At 63.5% G+C, this 22,591-nt stretch carries 19 protein-coding genes; 8 read left to right on the forward strand and 11 right to left on the reverse strand.

Annotated features, from left to right (window positions below; genetic code table 11):
- Nucleotide 1: 1 nt before the first annotated feature.
- The 4 genes from QM694_RS16405 to QM694_RS16420 form a co-directional block, all read right to left on the reverse strand.
- Nucleotides 2–1,771, reverse strand: a complete 1,770-nt coding sequence (locus QM694_RS16405) for an extracellular solute-binding protein (RefSeq protein WP_415007994.1) — start codon at nt 1,769–1,771, stop codon at nt 2–4.
- Complete coding sequence (locus tag QM694_RS16410; RefSeq protein ID WP_415007995.1) at nt 1,768–2,778, reverse strand: ABC transporter substrate-binding protein; 1,011 nt, start codon at nt 2,776–2,778, stop codon at nt 1,768–1,770. The genes QM694_RS16405 and QM694_RS16410 overlap by 4 nt, the downstream gene beginning before the upstream one ends.
- Nucleotides 2,729–3,628 carry an ABC transporter substrate-binding protein gene (locus QM694_RS16415; protein WP_415007996.1) on the reverse strand — a complete coding sequence of 300 codons (900 nt, stop codon included), beginning with the start codon at nt 3,626–3,628 and terminating at the stop codon, nt 2,729–2,731. The genes QM694_RS16410 and QM694_RS16415 overlap by 50 nt, the downstream gene beginning before the upstream one ends.
- A gap of 110 nt (nt 3,629–3,738) precedes the next feature.
- The gene (locus tag QM694_RS16420) at nt 3,739–4,284 is read right to left on the reverse strand and encodes a c-type cytochrome (RefSeq protein ID WP_415007997.1); all 546 of its coding nucleotides are present in this window, start codon (nt 4,282–4,284) and stop codon (nt 3,739–3,741) included.
- Between the two features lie 117 nt (nt 4,285–4,401).
- Between QM694_RS16420 and QM694_RS16425 the strand changes: the two genes are divergently transcribed.
- Nucleotides 4,402–5,151, forward strand: coding sequence for a 3-deoxy-manno-octulosonate cytidylyltransferase (locus tag QM694_RS16425; protein WP_415007998.1), 750 nt, complete (start codon nt 4,402–4,404; stop codon nt 5,149–5,151).
- On the forward strand, nt 5,148–6,020 hold the full coding sequence (locus tag QM694_RS16430) for a prephenate dehydratase (RefSeq protein WP_415007999.1): 873 nt from the start codon (nt 5,148–5,150) through the stop codon (nt 6,018–6,020). Before QM694_RS16425 ends, QM694_RS16430 begins: the two co-directional genes overlap by 4 nt.
- On the opposite strand, the gene nudC is transcribed toward QM694_RS16430, so the two are convergent.
- Both nudC and QM694_RS16440 read right to left on the reverse strand, forming a co-directional pair.
- On the reverse strand, nt 6,008–6,865 hold the full coding sequence (nudC, locus tag QM694_RS16435; protein ID WP_415008000.1) for an NAD(+) diphosphatase: 858 nt from the start codon (nt 6,863–6,865) through the stop codon (nt 6,008–6,010). The two genes, QM694_RS16430 and nudC, sit on opposite strands and share 13 nt — an antisense overlap.
- Before the next feature lie 75 nt (nt 6,866–6,940).
- The gene (locus QM694_RS16440) at nt 6,941–7,381 is read right to left on the reverse strand and encodes a MerR family transcriptional regulator (protein ID WP_415008001.1); all 441 of its coding nucleotides are present in this window, start codon (nt 7,379–7,381) and stop codon (nt 6,941–6,943) included.
- Nucleotides 7,382–7,667: 286 nt separating this feature from the next.
- On the opposite strand from QM694_RS16440, the gene QM694_RS16445 reads away from it, so the two are divergent.
- Both QM694_RS16445 and QM694_RS16450 read left to right on the forward strand, forming a co-directional pair.
- Nucleotides 7,668–10,955: a peptidoglycan-binding protein gene (locus QM694_RS16445; protein WP_415008002.1), complete on the forward strand. Its 3,288-nt coding sequence runs from the start codon at nt 7,668–7,670 to the stop codon at nt 10,953–10,955.
- 1 nt (nt 10,956) lies between these two features.
- Entirely contained in the window at nt 10,957–11,397 is a 441-nt protein-coding gene (locus QM694_RS16450; RefSeq protein WP_415008003.1) for a DUF3429 domain-containing protein, read from the forward strand.
- Here QM694_RS16450 and pdeM read toward each other — a convergent pair.
- The gene (gene pdeM / locus QM694_RS16455; protein WP_415008004.1) at nt 11,390–12,067 is read right to left on the reverse strand and encodes a ligase-associated DNA damage response endonuclease PdeM; all 678 of its coding nucleotides are present in this window, start codon (nt 12,065–12,067) and stop codon (nt 11,390–11,392) included. The two genes, QM694_RS16450 and pdeM, sit on opposite strands and share 8 nt — an antisense overlap.
- On the reverse strand, nt 12,060–14,531 hold the full coding sequence (locus QM694_RS16460; RefSeq protein ID WP_415008005.1) for a ligase-associated DNA damage response DEXH box helicase: 2,472 nt from the start codon (nt 14,529–14,531) through the stop codon (nt 12,060–12,062). The genes pdeM and QM694_RS16460 overlap by 8 nt, the downstream gene beginning before the upstream one ends.
- Nucleotides 14,532–14,579: 48 nt before the next feature.
- Here QM694_RS16460 and QM694_RS16465 point away from each other — a divergent pair, with 48 nt between their 5' ends.
- Nucleotides 14,580–15,905, forward strand: coding sequence for an MATE family efflux transporter (locus tag QM694_RS16465; protein WP_415008006.1), 1,326 nt, complete (start codon nt 14,580–14,582; stop codon nt 15,903–15,905).
- Here QM694_RS16465 and QM694_RS16470 read toward each other — a convergent pair.
- Nucleotides 15,893–16,306, reverse strand: coding sequence for a tellurite resistance TerB family protein (locus QM694_RS16470; RefSeq protein ID WP_415008007.1), 414 nt, complete (start codon nt 16,304–16,306; stop codon nt 15,893–15,895). The genes QM694_RS16465 and QM694_RS16470 overlap by 13 nt on opposite strands.
- A 101-nt stretch (nt 16,307–16,407) precedes the next feature.
- Here QM694_RS16470 and QM694_RS16475 point away from each other — a divergent pair, with 101 nt between their 5' ends.
- Nucleotides 16,408–16,611, forward strand: a complete 204-nt coding sequence (locus QM694_RS16475) for a type II toxin-antitoxin system CcdA family antitoxin (RefSeq protein ID WP_415008008.1) — start codon at nt 16,408–16,410, stop codon at nt 16,609–16,611.
- 198 nt (nt 16,612–16,809) lie between these two features.
- On the opposite strand, the gene QM694_RS16480 is transcribed toward QM694_RS16475, so the two are convergent.
- The gene (locus QM694_RS16480; RefSeq protein WP_415008009.1) at nt 16,810–17,208 is read right to left on the reverse strand and encodes a hypothetical protein; all 399 of its coding nucleotides are present in this window, start codon (nt 17,206–17,208) and stop codon (nt 16,810–16,812) included.
- Between the two features lie 24 nt (nt 17,209–17,232).
- Nucleotides 17,233–20,055 carry an ATP-dependent DNA helicase gene (locus tag QM694_RS16485; protein WP_415008010.1) on the reverse strand — a complete coding sequence of 941 codons (2,823 nt, stop codon included), beginning with the start codon at nt 20,053–20,055 and terminating at the stop codon, nt 17,233–17,235.
- Between the two features lie 37 nt (nt 20,056–20,092).
- Here QM694_RS16485 and QM694_RS16490 point away from each other — a divergent pair, with 37 nt between their 5' ends.
- Nucleotides 20,093–20,917 carry a dienelactone hydrolase family protein gene (locus QM694_RS16490; RefSeq protein WP_415008011.1) on the forward strand — a complete coding sequence of 275 codons (825 nt, stop codon included), beginning with the start codon at nt 20,093–20,095 and terminating at the stop codon, nt 20,915–20,917.
- Between the two features lie 55 nt (nt 20,918–20,972).
- Nucleotides 20,973–22,589: a lysine--tRNA ligase gene (locus tag QM694_RS16495; protein WP_415008012.1), complete on the forward strand. Its 1,617-nt coding sequence runs from the start codon at nt 20,973–20,975 to the stop codon at nt 22,587–22,589.
- The last annotated feature ends 2 nt before the right edge of the window (nt 22,590–22,591 follow it).

Raw genomic sequence — 22,591 nt, forward strand, 5'->3', positions numbered from 1 at the left:
ATCACCAGGTATCGGTGATTCCACGATCATATTTGGGTTTGACGGCGGGGCGGCTGAAGACATCCCAATGCGCCACCCAGATCGTCGGCTTGTACCAGTTGGGCACCCAGAACTGTTCGGCGCGCAGCACGCGGTCGAGCGCACGGCCTGCGGTGTTGAGGGCGTCACGCGTGGGCGCTGTCACCGCATCCTCGATCAGCGCGTCGATGGCGGGGCTGGCGACGCCCGACATGTTGTAGCTCCCCGGCGATTTGGCCGACGCGCTGCCAAAGTAAATCCGCAGCTCCGAGCCCGGCGTATTGCCCATCGAGAAACGGCTGGAGATGATGTCATAATCGAACTGGTCGTGGCGGCGCTGGTATTGCGCCTCATCAACCGTGCGCAGCGTCGCGTTGACGCCGATGAGCCGGAGGTTCTTGATGTAGGGTCCGAGCAGGCGCTCATAGACCGGCGCGTCGATCAGGAATTCGGCATCGAGCGTCTGGCCCTGGGCGTTTTTGAGCAGGCCGCCATCGGCTGTCCAGCCCGCGTCGCCGAGAAGTTTCGCCGCCTGCCGCAGCAGCTTGCGGTCCTGCCCCGAGCCATCGCTGACCGGCGGCATGATGGCGGGGCCGAAGACCTCCGGGCGCAACTCGGCTTTCATCGGTTCCAGCAGTTTCAATTCTTCGGGCGAGGGCAGGCCTTCGGCTTTCAGGTCCGATTCCTCGAAGAAGCTCGCGGTGCGGGTGTAGGAATTGTAGAAGAGATTGGCATTCTCCCATTCGAAATCGAAGGCGAGATTGAAGGCCTGCCGCACGCGGATATCCTGAAACTGCGGCCGCCTGAGATTGAAGAAAAAGCCCTGCGCGCCCGAAGGCGTTTCATCGGGCAATTCCTCGCGGATGACGCGGCCATCCTTCACCGCCGGAAAATCATAGGCCGTGGCCCAGTCGCGCGAGGTATATTCCTCGCGGAGATCGATGACGCCCGATTTCAGCGCCTCGAACGCTGCTGTGCGGTCGCGGAAATAATCATAGCGGAGTTCGTCGAAATTGAAGCGGCCCCGGTTGACGGGCAAATCCTTGGCCCAGTAATCGGCGCGCCGCCCATAAGTTGCGTATTCGCCGGGCCGGAAGGATTTTATTTGGTAGGGGCCGGAGCCCAGCGGCGGGTCCAGCGTCTGCTTGCTGAAATCATGGGTGGCGTAATAGGCCTTCGAGAAGATGGGGAGTTGCGCCACAGTGACCGGAAGATCGCGCGGCGCGTTGGCCGCAAGACTGTAGCGCACCGTTTCGGGATCGGGCGCATCGCAGGATTTGACCTCGCGGATGGTGAGGCGGATGCGCTCATGCCCCAGCGTCGAGAGCAGGCGGAAACTGTCGCAGACATCGGCTGATGTGAGCGCCGTACCATCGGCGAAGCGCGCCTCCGGCCTCAGCGTGAAGGTGAGCGTGGTGTGATCGGGCGAAAGGTCGGCTGTTTTGGCAACGAGTCCATAGACGGCATCGGGCTCATCCATGGCGCGCGCCATCAGGCTGTCGAACATCAGCTCATAGCCCTGAACGGCATCGCCTTTGAGAATGTAGCCGTTGAAGCTGTCGAACGTGTCGATGGCGACGATGCCGATGAGCGACATCTTTCCGCCTTTCGGCGCGTCCGGATTCACATAATCGAAATGCGTGAAATCAGGCGGGTATTTGAGATCGCCGAACACCGAGAGGCCATGGGCAGGCTGCGCATGGGCGAGCGTGGCGGAGAGCGCGAGTGCGGCGAAGGCGGAAAAGAGCTTCATGCCCTGGCGGCCACGGCCTTTGCCTTTTCCTCGTCCCACCACCAGGTGGAGGGGAAGCCCAGGCTGAAATCGGGAATGGACTGATAGGAGAAGCGGTCCCAGCGGGCGATGCGGCTGGCGGCGAGGAACCACATGGGCACCACGAACTCATTGGCCATCAGCACGCGGTCCAGTGCCTTGCAGGCGGCGACGAGCTTCGGCCTGTCAGGCGCGAAAACGATCTTCTCGATGATCTGGTCAATGGCGGGATCGGCGATGCCGGCATAGTTGCGGCTGCCATCGCGGGCTGCCGCCGCGCTGCCCCAGAAATCGCGCTGCTCATTGCCCGGCGATTGCGACTGCGCCCATTTGGCCACCGCAATGTCGAAATCGAAATTCTGCATGCGGCGCTCATATTGCGCGCTGTCCGGCGTCTTGATGGTGGCGCTGATGCCAAGCAGTTGCAACTGCTGCTGATAGGGCAGCGCAATGCGCTCGAACAGCGGCGAATCAAGCAGAAATTCAACCTCGAACTTTTCGCCCTTGGTGTTTTGCAGGCTGGACTGGGCGCCGGACTGGGTGACCATCCACCCCGCATCCTGCAGCAGCTTCGCGGCCTCGCGCAGATTCTTCCGCCGGTCCTGCGGCGTGGCATTCACCGGATTGGCGTAAGGCGTGGCGAAAACGGCATCGGGAATCTTGCCGCGCAATGGTTCGAGGGTTGCAAGCTCTTCCGCATCGGGAAGGCCCTGCGCCTCCATGTCGGATTTGTTGAAGAAACTGCGCGAGCGCGTGTACTGGCCGAAAAACAGATTGGCGTTCGACCATTCAAAATCGAAGGCCAGGTTGAAGGCGCGGCGGACGCGCTGGTCCTTGAACTTGTCGCGCCTCAAGTTGAGACACCAGCACTGCATGCCCTCGACATTCTTCGTGGCGATCTGTTCCTTGATGACCCGGCCCTTGGTGATGGCGGGGAAATTATACTGCGTGGCCCACGCCTTGGAGCTTGATTTCAAGCTGCCAGTCATACTGGTCGCCCTTGAAGGCCTCGAAGGCCACATTGGCATCGCGGAAATAGACATATTCGATCTCGTCGAAATTGTCGGTGCCCACGTTCACCGGCAGATCCCTGCCCCAGTAATCGGGCACGCGCTTGAGCTTGAAGGATACGCCGGGCTTGACTTCAACCGCCTTGTAGCTGCCGGAGGCGAGCGGCACCTCCAGCGAAGTTTCCTGAATGTTACGCGGCTTGCCCTTGGCGTCCGTTCCCGTCCACCAGTGCTTGGGAAGCACCGGCAGGTCGCCGGTAATCGAGGGCAGTTCCCGGTTCCCGGCTTCCGAGAAGGTGAAGGTCACCTCGCGCTCGCCCGTCTGCTCGGCCCTGGCGATGTTCTTGTAGTAGGCATTGTAAAACGGATGCGCGGCGCGCAGCGCCTCAAGGCTCCAGATCACGTCATCGGGGGTCATCGCCACGCCATCGTGGAAGCGCGCTTCGGGCCTCAGCCGGTAGACCACCAGCGAGCGGTCCTGCGGATGCCACATGCTTTCGGCGACGAGGCCGTATTTGGTGGCGGGCTCATCAAGCGAGGAGGAGGTGAGCGTGTCGTTGCTGGCGGCGCCCGCCGTTTCGCCCTTGTAGGTGTAGGGATTGAGATTGTCGAAAGAGCCGATGATGCCGAAACGCACGCGCCCGATCTTCGGCGCCAGCGGATTTACATAATCGAAATGCTTGAAGTCCGGGCCATACTTGACGTCGCTGAACAAGGTGAGCGCATGCTGGAATTGCCGGTCTTCGGCGTGGGCAAGCTGGATGCCGATGAGTTTGGCTGAGGGGGCGAGGCCTGCGAGTTTGAGCAGCGAGCGGCGCGTCAGGGGCATGAAAGGGCATGTCTCCGGAAAAGGTTTGTGTTCAGTTACACAGATCGCGGCACAAAAGAAAACACCGACAGAAGCCTGCCGGTGTTAAATCTTCGCGAGATTTGCGGCGATTACGGGGCCGGGAAATCCACCGGCGCATCCGACAGGGTTTTCAGATAGGCCAGAAGGTTGGCGCGGTCGGTATCCTTGGGGATGCCGCCGAAGGTCATCTTGGTGCCGGGAATGGCGGCGGCGGGCTTCTTCAGGAAGTCGAACAGGGCCTGATAGGTCCAGGCGTCGGCGGCATGGGCCTTCATGGCGGCGGAATATTCGAAACCCTCATGGCTGGCGTGCTTGCGTCCGACCACGCCCCAGAGATCAGGCCCGGTAAGGTTGGGCCCGCCCTTGTCGAGGCTGTGGCAGGCGTGGCACTGCTTGGAAACAGCCTCGCCCTTCTTGGGATCGGCGGCCGCCAGAAGCGTTCCCAGCGACACGGCAGGCTGCTTGTCGCCGCCCGATGCGCCGCCGGTGCTGGCCTCCGTCACGTCGATCTTGAAGCCCGGCTTCTCCGGAATATCGGAATGGTAGACGATACCGGCCAGAGCCTTGAGTCCGAACACCAGAAGCGCGGTTCCAAGCACTGCGCCGGCAATCTTGTTGAATTCAAAGCTGTTCATGGAATGGGCCGTATCCTTTGGTGCCGCCAGTCTGGGCGCGGAAAGTAATTGTTTCTCCGCGCCGCCGCAATACGTATAAGACAGCCTGAACAATTTGCCGCGCCCCGGTCCAAACCCATGATAGAACAGCATAATACCATCGTCGTCATTCCGGCGCGGATGGCTTCGGTCAGGCTTCCCGGAAAGCCCCTGGCGGATATCAACGGCCTGCCGATGATCGTCCATGTGTGGAAACGGGCGATGGAAGCGAATATCGGGCAGGTGCTGGTGGCGGCGGCGGAAAACGAGATCGCCCAGACCATCCGCGCCCATGGCGGCGATGCCATCGCCACCGATCCGTCACTCCCCTCGGGCTCCGACCGGATCGCCGAGGCCCTGGCGCTGCGCGACCCGCAGAAGCGCTTTCAATATGTGGTGAACCTGCAGGGCGACCTTCCGACCATCGATGGGCTTTCGGTACAGCGCTGCCTGGCGGGCCTTGGCAATGAACAGGCCGACATCTCAACCATCGCGGCGCGGATCGAAAACGATGCCGATGTGGCGAACCCCAATATCGTCAAGGCCATCGCACCGCTTTCGGATGACCGCGAGGTGGCCTTCGCGCGCGATTTCGTGCGGAAGGTTGGTCCGGAGCATCAGCCGCCTTACTGGCATCACATCGGCGTCTATGCCTATCGCCGCGATGTGCTGGAACGCTTCGTGAGCCTGCCCGTGAGCCCGCGTGAATCCGAACGCAAGCTGGAACAGATGCGCGCACTCGATGACGGCATGCGGATCGTCGCCGTGCGGGTGGAAACCGTGCCGCTGGGCGTCGACACGCCCGCCGAACTTGAAATGGCCCGCCAGATGCTGAAGAAGACGCCATGACCGCAAAGCCGAAAATTTCCTACCAGGGCGAACCGGGCGCCAACTCGCATATCGCCTGCATCGAAGCCTATCCAGGCCACGAGCCGATGGCCTGCCACACCTTCGAGGACGCCTTCCAGGCGGTGGCCGAGGGCGCTGCCGAACTGGCGATGATTCCCATCGACAATACGGTGGCGGGCCGCGTAGCCGACATCCACCATCTGCTGCCGCGCGCCAATCTTTATATCGTGGGCGAGCACTTCCTGCCCGTGCATCATCAGTTGCTGATCGTGCCGGGGGCCGATCTCGCCCGCGTCACCTCCGTGCACAGCCACGTGCACGCGCTGGGCCAGTGCCGCAAGGTGATCCGTGAACTGAAGATCAGGCCCATCGTCGCCGCCGATACGGCGGGTGCGGCGCGCGAATTGTCGGAACTGCGCGATTCCGCCCGCGCCGCCATCGCCACGAAACTGGCGGGCGAGATTTACGGCCTCGAAATCGCACGGGAGAATATCGAGGACGAAACCCACAACACCACGCGCTTCGTCGTGCTCTCGTCTACGCCGCATGACGCCGAGCCCGAGGATCAGCCGGTGGTGACCAGCTTTGTCTTCCGTGTACGGAACGTACCCGCCGCGCTCTACAAGGCGATGGGCGGCTTCGCCACCAATGGCGTGAACATGACCAAGCTCGAGTCCTATCAGCTCGAGGGCCAGTTCTCGGCCACGCAGTTCTATGCCGACATCGAAGGCCATCCGTCGGAGAGGAATGTCAGGCTGGCGCTGGAGGAGCTGGAGTTCTTCACTACCCATCTCCGCGTGCTGGGCGTTTACAAGGCGAGCCCCTTCCGTGCCGAACTGAAGCAGCGGATGGTGCCTCAGCCGGGCTGAAGCGCCGCCTGGATGAGATGGTGGGCGATGGCCGTGGGCCGTGACGCCGTGAAGCCTTGCGGATGCGTGCCCGCCAGCATGGCGCGAATGTCATCGGCTGAAAACCAGCGTGCGTCTTCCAGCTCTTTTTTGTCGATGACGATGTCGCTGGTCAGCGCTTCGCCGATGAGCCCGATCATCAGATTGGCCGGAAACGGCCAGGGCTGGCTTGCCACATAGCTGATCTGCCCCACCTGGATGCCTGACTCCTCGAACACCTCGCGGCGCGCCGCGTTCTCGATGGTCTCTCCCGGCTCCATGAAACCGGCAAGCGCCGAATACATGCCCGGCGCCCAACTTGATTGCCGGCCCAGCAGCAGCCTGCCCTCATGCCGCGCCACCATGATGACCACCGGATCGGTGCGCGGAAAATGATCGCTGCCGCAGGAGGGGCAATGGCGGCGGTAGCCCGCATCGCGCATCTCGGTGGGCGACCCGCAATTGGAGCAGAAGCGGTGGCGGCTGTGCCAGTGCAGCAATGAACGCGCATGGGCGAGAATGCCAAGTTCGCGGTCAGGCACCGTGCCTTCGGAGGTGAGCCCGCGAAGATCACGGTAGGGGCCTTCCTCGATGCCCGGCGCGGCGAACCAGTGAACATCACTGCCGTCGCGGCCCAAATAAACCGCCTCGGGCGCCTCCACCATGCCGCTGACCGAGATGCTTTCCTCGACGATCAGCACGCTGTCGCCCTTCAGGCGCACCAGGCGAGAGGTGGCGGTGATGCGGCGTTCGTTCAGCCACGCCTCGTCGCTCCGCTGGTTGGCGGAACGGTCGAGATCATTGCCGAGATAGGCGAGGAGAGACATCGAGGATATTCCAAAAGAAAACGCGCCCGGCGAGGTTTCACCCGGACGCGCTGAAACTGCAAGGGTTGCCGGCGCTCAGCCTGCTGCGGCAGCCTTGGGGATTGCCGCCTCGCGCTCCTTGAGCATGCCGTCCACGACGACGACGGTGCGTTCGAGATCGGCGATCGCGTCTTCAAGCTCAACCCGCTGCTTGCGCAGGGCCTCAAGCCGTTCGCGCATCTTGGTGGAGGCGATGCGAAGCTGGGTGAGCTGGCCGTCGCGGAGATTGTAGAGATCGAGCATCTCCTTGATCTCTTCCAGCGCAAAACCGACCTTCTTGCCGCGCAGGATGAGCTGCAGGCGGGCGCGGTCGCGGTAGCTGAACAGGCGCGTCCAGCCGCGGCGGGCGGGATGAAGCAGGCCCTTCTGCTCGTAGAAGCGCAGCGTGCGCGGCGTCACGTCGAACTCGCGGCAGAGTTCGGTGATCGAATAGGTGCGGTCGCGGTTGCTGCGATCCTTGGTTTCGGGTGTCGCCATTTGTGTCTCCAGCCTCGCAGGTCTTTTCAAATTTGCTGAAAATGTTCAATACGCCTTAGCATCAGCTTCAGCAATCCGCCGCAACGCTTCGCTTCAAACTATGGTTTATCCGTGTCGGGGAGGCTTCCGAAGGAATTCCGGACGGCGATTCGCGCCCACGGATCAACCGCTTAACCAAATCTTTACCAAACCCGTTAACTTTTGCACAGGGAAATCCAGCAGGCTTTCCGCGTTCCCACTCTTCGGGAACCTGGGCAGCGCTGATGCAGGGGACGGAAGAAACACAATGAAACCGGGCATTCCATGGAGCGTGAAGGGCATCGAGCCGGAAGTGCGCGAGGCAGCCAAGGACGCGGCGAAACGCTCCGGCATGACGCTTGGCGAATGGCTGAACACGATGATTCTCGACCAGTCGGAAGCCGCGGGTGCAGGTGAAGAAGCTCCAAAACAGGGCGTGCGCGAAGAAATTTCCGCCACCGCCCCAAAGGCCGACCGGGCCGTCACGGACGATACGACCATGCGCCTCGAAGACATTGCCCAGCAGCTGAGCCGCCTGGCCCGCCGCGACCAGGAAGCCGCCACCATCGGTTCGTTCGAGCCGCAGGAGCGCGGCGGCGACCGCGAGGCGATGAACCGCATCCTGACCCGCGTTGAAAACAACGAACGCCAGGCGGTCGAAGCCTTCACCGCAGTGAACGAGCGCCTTTCCGTGCTGGGCCGCCAGATTGCCGTCACCGCCCGCCCCAGGGCGTTTGAACGCCCCGAGGATGTGCCGGGCTTTCCGGCGCTTGAAAGCGCCATCCGCAACGTCGTCTCGCATATCGAGCAGAGCGAGACGGGCGTTCACGCCCAGCTTCAGGCGATGCAGGACAAGCTGAGCAGCCTGGCGCAGCGCACCGCCAATGCGATGAGTGAAGACGTGCTGCAATCGACGCCGGTCATCGCCAGCCTGGAAAGCCGCCTCGCCGGCCTGGCGGACAGGATGCAGCGCTCCGAACAGGCAGCGCAGAACCAGGGCCTGCCGGACATCGTGCGCCGCGAACTCGACGGCCTCGCCCATCGCATGGAATCGCTGCGAGAGGACTCGCGCAACTGGGCCGAGGACGCGCGTTCATCCGCCACCGCGATGGCGCAACGCGATCTCCACGATCTCGAAACGCGCGTCCTTTCGCTGCTGAAGGATGCGCAGGCCTCCTTCGCCAACCAGCCGCCGCCCGCCGAACTGCAGCGCCTTCGGGCCGAGATCGGCAACATTCATCAGCGCATCGACGACCAGCAGGCGGGCGTGGCCAGCGACAGCGACGTGCAGGCCCTGAGCCTCGCGGTGGAACAGCTTTCGGCGCGCGTGGCGCAAGGCCCTGACCTGCGTCCGCTGGCCGACATGGACCGCCGCATCGGCGACGTGGCGCAGCGGCTTGAGCAGGTGCAGCAGTCGAACCGCTCGATGCCGCAGTTCGGCGACCTCGAGCGGCGCATTGCCGAACTCGATCACCGCCTGTCGGAGGCCGAGATCCATACCGGCAACCCCGATGCGCTGGCGGCGTTCGAGCAGCAGCTTGAAGCGGTGAATGACAGGATCGGCCGTAGCGAGCAGCAGCTTGGCCATCTTGCCACCATCGAACGCTCGATCAGCCAGCTCTTCGAGAGTGTCGAGCAGAGCAAGACCGCCGCTCGGGAAGCAGCGGAAGACGCCGCCAGCCGCGTGGCCGAGCGATTCCTCGGTTCGCGTGAACACACCATGGACGGCCCAACCCCCGAGATGGCGGCCCTCGAAGAAGGCCTCCGCGCCGTGCGTGAAAGTGCGGCAGCCTCCGACCAGCGCAGCCAGGACACGCTCTCGGCTGTGCATGAGACGCTGGAGCAGATCGTCGCCAAGCTGGCCGAACTCGAAACGTCAGCCGCAGGCCACCAGCTTGCGATGAGCATGATGCAGACAGCCCCCGCGGAACCCGTATGGGCCGCGCCCGAACCGGAGCAGGTCCACGCCAGTGCGCCGGTGTTTGATCCGGTTCCGCCCGCGCCCGAACCCGTGATGCCCTTTGCCGCCGATTCCCCGGCTGCGGCAGCCGAACTGCCTAAGGCCCCCGAGCCTGATTTTACCCAGCCATCCCTGCTGGATGGCGAAGTTGATTATCTTGCCCTGGCCCGCCGCGCCCATCAGGCGGCGCTCGAAAAAACCCCGGCCATCACGGCGGAAAACCGCAAGACACTGAAGCCGCGTGGATTGAAAGGATTGAGCCTCAAGGTTCCTTTTCTCAAGGCCTCGAAGATTGGCGCGGCCAAGCTAAAGGCTGATGCCGCTCCGGACGCGCCAAAGCCCGTTCCGCCCATCAAGCCGGCCCCTGCTTCAAAAGAGGCGATGCGCCGCAAGCTGGTCTATGCGGCGATTGCCGCGCTGCTCGTCGTTTCGGCCTCGCTCTTCGTCGGGCAGAAGCTGCTGAAATCGCAACCGACGCCGAAGCAAACCACGTCGGTTGAAACGCCGGCACCGCTGGCCGCCCCCATTGCGCTGAATACGCCGGTTGTGACCGACACGGTTGTGGCTCCCGCTGCCGTGACGGTGGCTACGAACGATGCGAAGGACGGGTTGAACGTCTCCGATGCGCTGGTCACGGCATCGCTGCCCACCAAGGCCAACAGCGCCTCCGTGGCTTCGCTCGTGGCGGATACGTCGCAGGCGGCAGCACCGGTAAAGCAACTCCCTGCCGAGATCGGGAATCAGGCGCTGCGCGATGCTGCGAACGCGGGCGACCCCGTGGCGGAATTTGTCGTCGCCACCCGGTTCATGGATGGCAACACGGTTGCGCAGGACTATGCCTCGGCCGCCTACTGGTATCAGAAATCAGCCGAGCAGGGCCTCGCCCCTTCGGCCTATCGCGTCGCCACGCTTTATGAGCGCGGCAAAGGCGTGGCGCAGGATGCGGTGCTGGCGCTCAAATGGTATGAGCAGGCAGCGGCGGCCGGAAACGTGAAGTCGATGCACAACGCCGCCGTGATTGCCTCGGGCAGTGATGCGGGAACGCCAAACTTCGACAAGGCCTTCCGCTGGTTTTCGGAAGCCGCCAAGCGCGGCCTGAAGGACAGCCAGTTCAATCTCGCCGTACTTTATGAGCGGGGATTGGGAACCGGCATCGACACGGGCGAAGCCTATTTCTGGTATATGCAGGCCGCCAAGCAGGGCGACACCGACGCCGCCAACCGCGCCGCCGAGCTTGCCAAGAAGATGGACCCTGGCGCGATGCAGAAGATGACCGCGCGCATCGCCGCGTGGGCGCCGGATGTCTCGGTTGACTTTGCCAATGTGGTGGCCGTCAACAATCCGGCATGGAGCGCCGAAGCCTCGGCCCCCATGCAGGAGGAGCCGCCCTCCGCTTCCGCCTCGTCGGAGGCCACACCGATCCTCAAGGCCCAGCAGCTTCTCTCGAAGCTCGGCTATAATGTCGGCACACCCGATGGCCAGATGGGCGCCCGCACGGCGGCTGCCGTGCGCCTCTTCCAGTTGCAGTCGGGCCTCAAGGTAACGGGCGATATCAACCCCGACCTGATCGCCGCCATGGAGGCCAAGGCTGGCTGATGTGAGCGGGAACAGCCGCATTCCGGCGCTGCCGCTTGTTCTCGGCCTCGCCGGTGTGTTGCCTTTTCTCGCCGCCGCTCTCTCGCAATGGATGCCGCTAGGCGGCCTCGCGCAGGGTCAGGGCATTCGCGGCGGCATTGCCTATGGCGCGGTGGTGCTGTCGTTCCTCGGCGGCATCCGCTGGGGCAAGGCGCTGGGCGATGGCCGCACGCAGGATTTTTTTGTCAGCATCATTCCCGCCCTTGCGGGTTGGCTCGCCATTCTTCTGCCTCAGCCCCTGATGGGCGTGGGTCTGCTCATCGCCGGATTTATGCTGCAGGCGATGTGGGATGTGAAAAGTGCTGACAGCGGGCAGCTGCCGCGCTGGTTCGGCACGCTCCGCGCCATCCTGTCGGCGGGTGCCGTGATTTCGCTGCTGGCGATGCTGGTGCCGCTTATCTGACCTTGTGCGAGGGAAAGCGGTGGATGGCCCTGCCGCCGATCATCCACACCTCATACTCATCGAAAAGCTGAGCGAAGGGTTCGGCCAGCACGCTGAGGGCGCCCGTGTAGCTGCCGAAGGCTGGCATGACGATGCGCCGGCCATTGGCGATAAAGCAGCGGCAGCGGATGCGCATGCCGCGCTGGGCGATGGCCGCCGCCGGATGAAGGTGTCCGGCAATTTCATTTTCATCCTGGGCCAGCGCGCGCGGTTCATGGCGGAGCGTGACGGGGCCAAGGGCGATCTCGCTCGCGATCACGCCGCCAATGTCGGCGGGAGGTGCGGGATCATGATTGCCGGTGATCCAGATGGTGGCATGGCTTTGCGTGATGGCGCGCAGCGTTGCGAGGTCATCCGCCGAAATCCGCTCGCGCGCCTTGCCGTCATGGAAGCTGTCGCCGAGAAAAACCAGCCGCTCCGGCTTCACAAGGGCAATGACGGCCAGAAGCTGCTTCAGCGACTCGCGCGTGTCATAGGGCGGCAGATGCACGCCGCGCCGCGCCAGGCTTGAACCTTTTTCGAGATGAAGATCAGCCACCAGCAGCGTGCGGAACTCCGGCGCATAAAGCGCGCCCGACAGATCGGGAATGAAATCGAGCCCCGACAGGGTGATGCGGTGAGACCTAGACAAGCCGCATGGCCTCGTCGATGAGGGCATCCGCGGCTTCGGCGAGAAGGGCATCATGGGCCTCGCCGTAGATAGATTCGCGGCCGATCTCAAGCATCACCGGCACCGAGAGCGGCGACACCATCTCGAGCGCCCGGTGGATGATCTTGCCGCGGATGCGCTTGAGCAGCCCGCCCAGCCGGTGAATGTCGATCAGCCCGTCCGCCGCATCATCCCAGGCGGCGCGGAGCAGGATGTGATCGGGCTGGTGCGAGCGCAGCACATCATAGATCAGATCGGTGTTCATCGTGACCTGCCGCCCCGTCTTTTCCTTGCCCGGCATGTTGCGCTCGATCAGCCCGCCGATGATGGCGGCGTTGCGGAAGGTGCGCTTCATCAGGTTTGATTCGGCAAGCCAGGCTTCGAGATCGTCGCCCAGCATGTCCTCGTCGAAAAGCCGCGCCAGTGAAATCCTGCCGCTTTCGATCATCAGCGACACGTCGCGCACCATCCACACGACGAGTGCGTATTCGGAGGCGACGAAGCCAAGCGGCTGCGCGCCCCAGCGTTCAAGCCGGCGCGTCAGCAGCATGCCCAGCGTCTGGTGCGCGAGGCGGCCTTCGAACGGATAAAGCACCATGTAATGTTTGCTGGCGCGCGGGAACGTCTCAACCAGCATCTGCTCAGCATCGGGAACCACCGATTTGAAGCGTTGCAGGCTCAGCCAGTCCTGCACCTGCTGCGGCAGCGATCCCCATGCCTTTGGGTCGGCGATCATTTCGCGCACCCGCTCGGCGAGATAGGTGGAGAGCGGAAACTTGCCGCCCTGATAGGAGGGGATCATCGGTTCCGAGGCATTGCTGCGGCTGGCCAGTGCGCCGAATTCATCAAGCCCCTCGAAGCGCAGGATTTCGCCCGAGAACAGGAAGGTGTCGCCAATCGAAAGCTGGGTGAGGAACCATTCTTCAAGTTCGCCCAGCACACGGCCGCCGGTGACCACGCGCTTCCCCAGCCTGCGCTTCACTGAAGCGATGCGGACTTTCAGCATCTCCGCCTCGACGATGGTGCCGGCATTCATGCGATAGGCCTGCGCCAGGCGCGGATGGGCGATCCTGAGCGTGCCGTCGGGCTGGGGTTTCAGCTTCGCATAACGCTCATAGGCGCGGAGCGCATAGCCGCCGGTTGACACATAATCGACGGCCTGATCGAACATGTCGCGTGTGAGGTTGCGATAGGTCCAGGCGCTGGTGACTTCCGCGAACAGCTCATCGGGATGAAACGGCCCCGCCACGGCACGGCCAAGGATATGCTGGGCCAGCACATCAAGCTTCTTCACGCTCGGATATTCCGTGTCCTGCGCATTGGCGCGCGCGGCATGGCGCGCCGCCTCGCATTCCAGCACCTCGAAGCGGTTGGAGGGCACCATCAGCGCCTCGCTCGGCTCGTCCAGCCGGTGGTTGGAGCGGCCGATGCGCTGCAGCAGGCGGCTCGACCCCTTGGGCGCGCCGACATGGATGACGAGATCGACGTCGCCCCAGTCAATGCCGAGATCAAGCGTGGATGTGCAGACGACGGCGCGGAGCTTGCCCTCGGCCATCGCCGCCTCAACCTTGCGCCGCTGCGCCACATCGAGGGAGCCATGGTGAAGGGCGATGGGCAGATGATCCTCATTCGCCTCCCACAGTGCCTGGAACACCGCTTCCGCCTGCGAGCGGGTGTTCACGAACACCAGCGTCATCCCCGCCTTGCCGATCTCGGCATAGATTTCGGGGATCGCGTAGAGCGAGGAATGCCCGGCCCATGGCACGCGCTCGACGGATTGCAGGATGCGGATATTGGGCGGAGCGCCGGGCTTGCCCATCACAAGCGGTGCCGGCGGCGCGCCGGTGGGAACAAGCCACGCCCGGAGCGCATCGGGATCGGCCACCGTAGCGGAGAGGCCGACACGGCGGGCCTGCGGCGCATGGGTTTGAACGCGCGTCAGTGCGAGGGACAGCAGTACGCCGCGCTTCGAGGTGACGAGCGAATGAAGCTCATCGAGGATCACGCAGCGGAGTGACGCCAGCATATGCGCAGCACCCGGATCGGAGACGAGCAGCGACAGTTGCTCTGGCGTTGTTATGAGAATATCGGGCGGCTTCTGCCGCTGCCGCTGGCGCTTGGAATGGGGCGTATCGCCGGTGCGGGTTTCAATCGAGATTGGAAGGCCCATTTCGGCCACCGGCGCTTCGAGATTGCGCGCGATGTCAACCGCCAGCGCCTTCAGGGGCGAGACATAGAGCGTGTGGATTCCTTGCCCGCGCGTGGGCGATTGCGCGAGTTCCACGAGGCTCGGCAGAAAACCGGCCAGCGTCTTGCCGCCGCCGGTGGGGGAAATCAGCAGCGCGCTCTGGTTCCGCGCCGCATGATCGAGCATGGCAAGCTGGTGCGGGCGGGGCGTCCAGCCGCGTGACGCGAACCAGTCCTGAAATGTCTTTGGCAGGATCATGCGGCGAAGCTTGACTTGGCCTGCGCCAACACGCAACAGAGCCCGGCCATGCCCGCTCCCGCAGCCTTAAGCCACCGTTCCGTGCTGGCCATTGCCGTTCCCATCATGCTCTCCAATGTCTCGGAGCCGCTGATCGGCGTGGTGAACACCGCCATCATCGGGCAGCTTCCGGACCCCTTCTATATAGGGGCGATTGCCGTTGGTTCACTGATCTTCTCCTTCATCTTCTGGGGCTTCGGTTTCCTGAGGCTGTCAACCGGCGGGCTTTCGGCGCAGGCGGTGGGAGCGGGCGACACGGGCGAACTGGTGGCGGTGCTGATCCGTGCACTGATGATTGCCGCCGTGGCGGGGCTGCTGCTGATCGCGCTCTCCCCCTTGATCCGCGCCATCGCCTTTCCGCTGATGGGCGGCTCGCCGGAGGTGAGAAGCCATGGCGAGGCCTATTTCAACCTGCGCATCTGGTCAGCGCCCTTCGCCTTCGCCAATTATTGCGTGATCGGCTGGTTCATCGGCCAGGCGAAGGCGAAGCTCGCCTTTCTGGTGCAGCTCTTTCTCAACCTCGTCAACATGGCGCTGAGCGCCGCCTTCGTTCTGGGCCTCGGCATGACGAGCGATGGCGTGGGGCTGGCAGCATTGCTGGCGGAAATCCTCTCGGCCCTCTTGGCGCTGGCATTGGCCGTGCGGCTGCTCCGCCAGTTCTCCGGCCATTTCGACTGGGCACGCATTTTCGACCGCGCGCGCATCTGGCGCACCATGGCGATGAATGGCGACGTGATGATCCGCTCGCTTTGCGTGGTCTTCGCCTTCGTGTGGTTCACCGCGCGTGGCGCGCGCGCCGGCGATCTCATCATCGCCGCCAATGCGGTGCTGATGAATTTCTTCGAGGTGGCGGCCTTCCTGATCGACGGCTTCGCCTATGCGTCGGAGGCGCTGGTGGGGCAGGCGGCGGGCGCGCGCGACCTGACCCGCTATCGCGCCGCTGTGTGGCTGACGTCACTCTGGGCGGTGGTGACGGGCGCGGTGCTGTCGCTGCTGATCTGGTTTGCAGGACCGCCGCTGATCGATATGATGACGGTGTCGCCCGAAGTGCGCGAGACGGCGCGGCACTATCTGGGATGGGCGGCGTTGACGCCCTTCCTCGGCGCCGTCTGCTTCCAGTTCGACGGCATCTTCACGGGCGCCCTGGCGACGCGCGACATGCGTAACATGATGATCGTCTCGGTGGCGGTTTATCTCGCGGCCTGGGCGCTGCTGGAGCGGCCCTTCGGCAATCACGGCCTGTGGGCGGCGCTGGAAATCTTTCTCATCACCCGCGGCCTGACCTTCTGGAGCCGCATGAACGCGATTGAACGGCGGCTGTTTCAGACCGCCTGATAGCGCGCGATGGCCGAACGCTCGATCGCCGAGGTGACGAGCTTGTCGAGTTTCAGCCTATCCCTGAGGATGGCGAGGAAGCGCAACTCCTCCTTGCCCACCGCGAGATCGGACGCCGCCACTTCGACGGCCAGCGCATAGGCCGTTTCGCGGAGCTTGGGCGGCAGCGCCTCGGCCACGAGCCCCAGAATGGCGGTGAAGCCTTCCGGCTCCTGCAGGATTTCGCCCGCCTCCTGCGCCACGGTGGTGAGGCGCGTCTGGTCGAAGTGGCGGAAGGCCGGCAGGTGCTTCACGATATGGCCGATCTCCGCCAACTCGATCTGGTTGATGCGCCCCTCGACCCCCGACATGGTGACCATGATGTAAATGAGCGCCTGCTCGGTGCTGATCGTGCCTGGCATGAACCTCTCCTGTCGCGCCCGTGGCTAGACGAGTGGGGCGGGGATGTCCAGATGGGGAGTGCATCTGTTCTTGGACGTCATCTTGTGCATAGTCTTGGCGCATGGAAGCGGAAAAGTTCATACGCATTGATTCGTCCGCAAGTGGTGGGCAGCGCAGGGATGCCTGCCGCTCCTCTTCTGCGGCTCATCCAGTTTCCAAAGAAGCGGCCGAGTTATGGCTCGCGCAAAGCCGCAAAGCTATTGATGCTTACAACGCCGACATTGAAGCCAACGGTGTTTGGTCTGATGGCGTGCGGTGTTGGTGATTGGCAAGGCTGTGCTTATCATAACCGCTGTTGGATTGAAGATGAGACTGCCCACACCTGTCATCCCGGCGGATGCCGGGATCCATCGTTCAACAAGTTTGCTGGCGGAAAGTCTGGCTTCCGGCGTACGCCGGAATGACAGGTGTTAGAACGCAGAGCAAAAGATAGATAAGGGGTCTTGTAGTAAATCGATATTGTCTATGGGCCACCAATTGGCCACGGCGCCAATCCAAATTTCACGCGCTCAGAATTTATATAAGTCACGCATAAAACGCCTTCGATTTGATTGCGGAATACAAACATTGCCGAGCGCGCTTGAACCTCGGGATGTGCTTCATAGAATCCGGTGATTGCACTAGCAACAAACTCTCCCGTCAGCTTTAGGCCGCGAGCACATTCATCCAGGCCATTGGCTTCTGCCACAGCGTTTTTATCAAGTTCATTTGGGACAGCTTGTCCGTCGTACAAACCCATCGCGTATAGTGTTTGAGATTCATGATTTCTCTTCTGCCATTCTTCAAAATTATTGACAAATTTTGCCATGGCGTTGTTGTAACCTAGCAAGAAAAATACAAGGACCGTCAAAAGTTTTTTCATTCTTCGTCTCCGGTCTGCTGCAATTCACTTGGGTTGTCGGCCATTTACCACAAACCCCTTCACCGCGTCGATCGCATCCACCAGCCCCATGCGGTCGAGGGAGACGCCTTGCGGGAAGGCGGTGCGGAAGCGGGTGGCGAGCCTTGGGTCGAGGACGACGAAGCAGCCGCGGTCGCCGCTGCGGCGGATCAACCGCCCGAACGCCTGCCTGAGGCGCAGGCGCACCACCATGTCGGTATAGGCATTGCCGCCGAACGCCTCGCGCCGGGCGCGTTCGAGGATGGTGGGCGTGCCCCACGGCACCCGGTCGAGCACGATGAGGCGCAAGGAATCGCCCGGCACGTCCACGCCGTCCCGCACCGCATCGGTGCCGAGCAAACAGGCATCACGCTCGGCGCGGAACATGTCGACCAGCGTGCCGGTGTCCATCGGATCGACATGCTGGGCATAGAGCGGCAGGCCCTTTTGCGCGAGCGGCGCCAGGATGCGCTTGTGCACGCCGCGCAGGCGCGAAATCGCCGTGAACAGGCCCAGCGCCCCGCCGCCCGAGGCGATGAACAATTCGCGGTAGGCGGCGGCCACCTGATCGAGGTCCTCGCGGTTGACATCATTGACGACGATGACGCGGCTGATTGCCCCATAGTCGAAGGGCGACTCCCAGCTGATGCGCGTGACGGGATAGGGCAGATGCACGGCCCCGGTGCGCATTTCCGCATTCGTCCAGTCGTCGGGGATTTCCGGCGGGCGGTCCTTCAGCGTGGCCGAGGTGACGATGATGCCATCGGCGGGTTTCAGCACCGCCAGCGCCAGAGGCTCCGTGGGATCGACCCAGTGCGAATGAAGGCCTACGTCGGACTCGCGCCCGAAGGCCTGTTCCACCGCGAACCATTCGATGAACAGCGGATTCCGGTCTTCGAGGAGGCGCGACAGCATGTCGATCCAGCCGCCCACCATCAATTCGCCGCGCCGCCGGAGCGAGCGCGACACCGCTTCGATGCGGCCCCGGTCATAGGTGGAAAGCTCTTCCGCCTCGGCATCGAGCTTCTTCGCCAGAAGCGCGGCGAGCAGCGCCATCGGCTTCTTGAGATCGATCAGCGCCGCCGCCAGATCGCCCGCCGCCTGCGCGAGATGATCGACGAGCGGCAGGCAATCGGTTTCCATGGTGTTGCCGCCGCTCTGCTCGGCGCGCGCCAGAACCTGCTGGCGAACCAGGTTCAGGAAATGTTCGGTTGCGCCTTCGGGAACGCCCGCCTGCACACGGCGCGTCCAGCCGGGGCCGGGCAGGGTGAGGGCGGCGCGCAGCACATGGTCGAGCAGCCGCTCGCCATCTTCGCTGTCAGAAACGAGATCGCCGATCCTCTCTGCAAGGCCGCGGCCCCGCCGCCGCTCGCTTTCGGGGCCTCTGAGCCAGCGCCGCAGTTCCGCCGTCTCGAGTGCTGTCAGATGGCCGGAGAAGGCCGAGTCGGCGGCATCGAAAAGCTGGTGTCCCTCATCGAAGACAATGCGCCTTATGCCGCCGGGGGCCGCTTCCTCTTCCGATGTCGCGGCGACGCCCAGCGCATGATCGACGGCGGCCTGATGCAGCACCAGTGCGTGATTGGCGATGACGATATCGGCCTTGCGCCCGGCCCGCGCCGAGCGCTCGATGAAGCATTTGCGGTAGTGCGGGCAGGCCGCATAGATGCATTCGCCGCGCCGGTCGGTGAGGCCCAGAGAGCCGGGTGAAATGGAGCGCCCGTCGGCGTCTCCGCCCATTTCGCTGAACAATGACAGCAGCCAGGATGGAAAATCGCCGCCCACCATGTCGCCATCGCGCGTAAACCGCGCCCAGCGGGCAATCAGCCCGGCGAGAAGTGCCGCACGCGGATTGGCTGAGGTGAAGCGGCCGAATACCTCCTGCATGTTGAGAAGGCACACATAATTTTCGCGCCCCTTGCGGATGACGATGCGGCTGCGCCGCTCATCGGGATCGGGCACGAGGCGCGCCGTCTCCTGATCGAGCTGGCGCTGCAAATTCTTGGTGTAGGTCGAAACCCAGACCGGCGCGTTGTTGCGCCTGGCCCACAGCCACGCGGCGGAGAGATAGCCCAGCGTCTTGCCCAGCCCCGTGCCCGCCTCGGCCAGCAGGATGGCGTTCTCCTCCTTGCGCTGGCGGGGCACGAAGGCGTGCGTGGCGGCCCCGGCATAATCCATCTGCGCGCTGCGCCGCTCGGACTCGCGGCCAAGGATATCGGCGAGGAAGGCCTGCGCCTCATCCGCCGTGACGGGCTCCTGCCGGCCCGGCGGCCTGCCGCCATCATCGTCCCAGTCCTCGAGCCGGTCCCACACATTGAGGCCGGTGGCGAAGCTGCCGATGTCGAGCCTGGGGTTGGCCTTGATCAGCGCCTGCATCACAGGCCTGGCCCATGGCCAGTTTGCGCGGGCGAGGAAGGTGGCCGTTTCCGCCGCCTCGCGGATCAGCGGGTAATGCTTGTTGGCAAGGCGGGCCAGCAGGTCTTCGGCGATCAGGCGCAGCGTGTCCGTATCGCTGTCTGCCGGGTCAAGCGCCAGCGAGCGCGCGAGGCCCTGCGGGGTGGGCGTGGCGAAACGCGCCGGGCAGACGAAGGCGAACAACTCTGCCACATCGAAATGCTTCTGCTCCTTCGCCGTGCGAATGAGGGCGCGCGGGGAACCGGAGACGACACCCAGCCGTTCCGCCATGAAGCCGATGTGGCAGACGAGATGCGGGCGGCTGGCCATAAGCGATAGGCCCTCGGCAGCGCTCAGCGTGCCGCCGCCGGTGGCCAGCGTAACACCCGCCAGCGCCGCCGACGGAACCGCGGCCCATGTTTCGTCATGAATCAGCATCAGTCTCTTGATTTAGGTCACGACAGGGAGAACGTCCATGGAACAAAAGTTCATCGATCTCTTCGATCGCTTCACGCATGGCGGGATGAATCGCCGTGATTTCATGGAAAAACTGGCTGGCATGGCGGGCAGCACGGCGGCGGCGCTCCCCATCCTGTCGCTGCTCGAAAACAATTATGCGCAGGCCGAAACGGTGCCTGAGGGCGACGCGCGCCTCAAGACCGGCTTGCAGGTGGTGGGCATCAACGGCTATGTGGCCGAACCTGTGGACGGCAAGGCCACGGCGGCGGTGATCGTCATCCACGAGAACCGCGGCCTCAACGCCCATATCAAGGACGTGGCGCGGCGCATGGCGCTGGAAGGCTTCTGGACTTTTGCTCCCGATTACCTGTCGGGCCTTGGCGGCACGCCGGAGGATGCCGACAAGGCGCGCGACATGATCGGCACGCTGAAGGCCGAAGACGTGACGGACATGTCGCGGAAAGTGCTGGCCGCCACGGGCAAGCCAACCGGCGCTGTCGGCTTCTGCTGGGGCGGCGGCCAGGTGAACGCGCTGGCGGTGGCTGATCCCTCGCTCAAGGCCGGTGTCGCCTATTACGGCATGCAGCCCAAGGCGGAGGACGTGCCGAAGATCAAGGCGCCCCTGCTGCTCCACTATGCCGGGCTCGACGAGCGCATCGATGCCGGCATTCCCGCCTTCGAGGCGGCGCTGAAGGCCAATGGCAAGACCTATGAAATCTATATGTATGACGGCGTGAACCACGCCTTCAACAACGACACCAACGCGGCCCGCTACAACAAGGCCGCCGCCGACCTGGCATGGAGCCGCACCGTGGCGTTCCTGAAGAAATACGTGACCTGATTGACGGGGCTTCCGGCGCTGCCTAAACAGCGGCGCTCACACAGGAAGCCCATACATGACCGCCGATCCCGCACTTCGCGCCGCCGCCCAGGACAGCAAGGCCTGGCCTTTCGAGGAAGCCCGGAAGCTCGTCGAGCGTGCGAAGAAACTCGGCAAGACGGAAGTGCTGTTCGAGACGGGCTATGGCCCCTCGGGGCTTCCGCATATCGGCACCTTCGGCGAGGTGGCGCGCACCACGATGGTGCGCCGTGCCTTTGAGCTTTTGTGCGACATCCCCACCCGCCTGCTCTGCTTTTCCGACGACATGGACGGCATGCGGAAAATCCCCGAGAACGTGCCTGACCGGAAGGCGCTCGAACCCTATCTGCACATGCCGCTCACCTCGGTGCCAAATCCCTTCGGCGGCAATTATGCGAGCTTCGGCGACCACAACAACGCCATGCTCCGGCGCTTCCTTGATACGTTCGGCTTTGAATATGAATTCGCCAGCGCCACCGACTATTACAAGTCCGGCCGTTTTGACGGCATGCTGATCCATGCGCTGGAAAAGTTTGATGACATCATGGCGGTGATGCTGCCGACGCTGGGCGAAGAACGGCAGGCCACCTATTCGCCCTTCCTGCCGATCTCGCCCACCTCGGGCCGCGTGCTCTATGTGCCGATGAAGGATGTGAACCCAAGCCAGGGCACCATCACCTTTGCCGATGAGGATGGCACCAACGTGACGCTGGATGTGCGCGGCGGCCGCACCAAGCTGCAATGGAAGCCCGATTTCGGCATGCGCTGGGCGGCGCTGGGCGTTGACTTCGAGATGTTCGGCAAGGATCATCAAACCAACGCGCCGGTCTATGACCGGATCAGCGAAATCCTCGGCGGCACGGCGCCCAATCATTTCGTCTATGAGCTGTTCCTCGACGACAAGGGCCAGAAGATTTCCAAGTCCAAGGGCAACGGCCTCACCATCGACGAATGGCTGACCTATGCCGATCCGGATTCGCTGGCCCTTTATATGTATACGAAGCCGCGCGAGGCAAAGCGGCTTTACTTTGACGTGATCCCCCGCGCCGTTGACGATTACGCGGCCTTCCTCTCGGCCTATCCAAGGCAGGAGGCGAAGGACCGGTTGATGAATCCGGCCTGGCATATTCATCACGGGCAACCGCCCAAGCCTGAAGAGGGTGCGGTATCCTTCGCGCTGCTCCTCAACCTCGCCACGGTGGCCAATGCCGAGGACAAGTCAGGCCTCTGGGCCTTCATCCGCCGCTATGCGCCGGCCCTTTCACCCGAGACGCATCCGCGCCTCGATGCGCTGACCGGCCATGCCGTGCGCTACTTCCATGATTTCGTGAAGCCGCAGAAGAAATATCGTCCGCCTACGGAGGATGAGAGGAAGGCGCTCGAGGATCTGGCGGCGGCGCTCGCTGCCCTGCCCGAAGGCGCCACGCCCGAGGAAATCCAGCTCAAGGTCTATGATGTGGGCCGCCGCGATCCTTATAAGACGGCGCAGAAGGACGGCTCGGTGGGCGTGGGGCAGGGCTGGTTCAACATGCTCTACCAGGTGCTGCTGGGCGAAGAAAAAGGCCCCCGCTTCGGCTCCTTCGCAGCGCTTTATGGCCTGGCGAACACCCGCAAGCTGATCGAGAAGGCGGCGGCGGGGGAACTGGCGAATTAGAT

Source organism: Aestuariivirga sp. (genome assembly GCF_047602625.1).
In the GTDB taxonomy this organism is placed as follows: domain Bacteria; phylum Pseudomonadota; class Alphaproteobacteria; order Rhizobiales; family Aestuariivirgaceae; genus Aestuariivirga.

Excerpts from the sequence above, each read along its gene's own strand:
- QM694_RS16415 (WP_415007996.1), bottom strand. The coding sequence starts at position 3,628 with ATGCCCCTGACGCGCCGCTCGCTGCTCAAACTCGCAGGCCTCGCCCCC.
- QM694_RS16495 (WP_415008012.1), top strand. The coding sequence starts at position 20,973 with ATGACCGCCGATCCCGCACTTCGCGCCGCCGCCCAGGACAGCAAGGCC.
- QM694_RS16405 (WP_415007994.1), bottom strand. The coding sequence starts at position 1,771 with ATGAAGCTCTTTTCCGCCTTCGCCGCACTCGCGCTCTCCGCCACGCTC.
- QM694_RS16470 (WP_415008007.1), bottom strand. The coding sequence starts at position 16,306 with ATGCCAGGCACGATCAGCACCGAGCAGGCGCTCATTTACATCATGGTC.
- QM694_RS16480 (WP_415008009.1), bottom strand. The coding sequence starts at position 17,208 with ATGAAAAAACTTTTGACGGTCCTTGTATTTTTCTTGCTAGGTTACAAC.
- QM694_RS16475 (WP_415008008.1), top strand. The coding sequence starts at position 16,408 with ATGGAAGCGGAAAAGTTCATACGCATTGATTCGTCCGCAAGTGGTGGG.
- QM694_RS16440 (WP_415008001.1), bottom strand. The coding sequence starts at position 7,381 with ATGGCGACACCCGAAACCAAGGATCGCAGCAACCGCGACCGCACCTAT.
- QM694_RS16465 (WP_415008006.1), top strand. The coding sequence starts at position 14,580 with ATGCCCGCTCCCGCAGCCTTAAGCCACCGTTCCGTGCTGGCCATTGCC.
- QM694_RS16460 (WP_415008005.1), bottom strand. The coding sequence starts at position 14,531 with ATGATCCTGCCAAAGACATTTCAGGACTGGTTCGCGTCACGCGGCTGG.
- QM694_RS16485 (WP_415008010.1), bottom strand. The coding sequence starts at position 20,055 with ATGCTGATTCATGACGAAACATGGGCCGCGGTTCCGTCGGCGGCGCTG.
- QM694_RS16490 (WP_415008011.1), top strand. The coding sequence starts at position 20,093 with ATGGAACAAAAGTTCATCGATCTCTTCGATCGCTTCACGCATGGCGGG.
- QM694_RS16445 (WP_415008002.1), top strand. The coding sequence starts at position 7,668 with ATGAAACCGGGCATTCCATGGAGCGTGAAGGGCATCGAGCCGGAAGTG.
- QM694_RS16410 (WP_415007995.1), bottom strand. The coding sequence starts at position 2,778 with ATGACTGGCAGCTTGAAATCAAGCTCCAAGGCGTGGGCCACGCAGTAT.
- QM694_RS16430 (WP_415007999.1), top strand. The coding sequence starts at position 5,148 with ATGACCGCAAAGCCGAAAATTTCCTACCAGGGCGAACCGGGCGCCAAC.
- nudC (WP_415008000.1), bottom strand. The coding sequence starts at position 6,865 with ATGTCTCTCCTCGCCTATCTCGGCAATGATCTCGACCGTTCCGCCAAC.
- QM694_RS16420 (WP_415007997.1), bottom strand. The coding sequence starts at position 4,284 with ATGAACAGCTTTGAATTCAACAAGATTGCCGGCGCAGTGCTTGGAACC.
- QM694_RS16425 (WP_415007998.1), top strand. The coding sequence starts at position 4,402 with ATGATAGAACAGCATAATACCATCGTCGTCATTCCGGCGCGGATGGCT.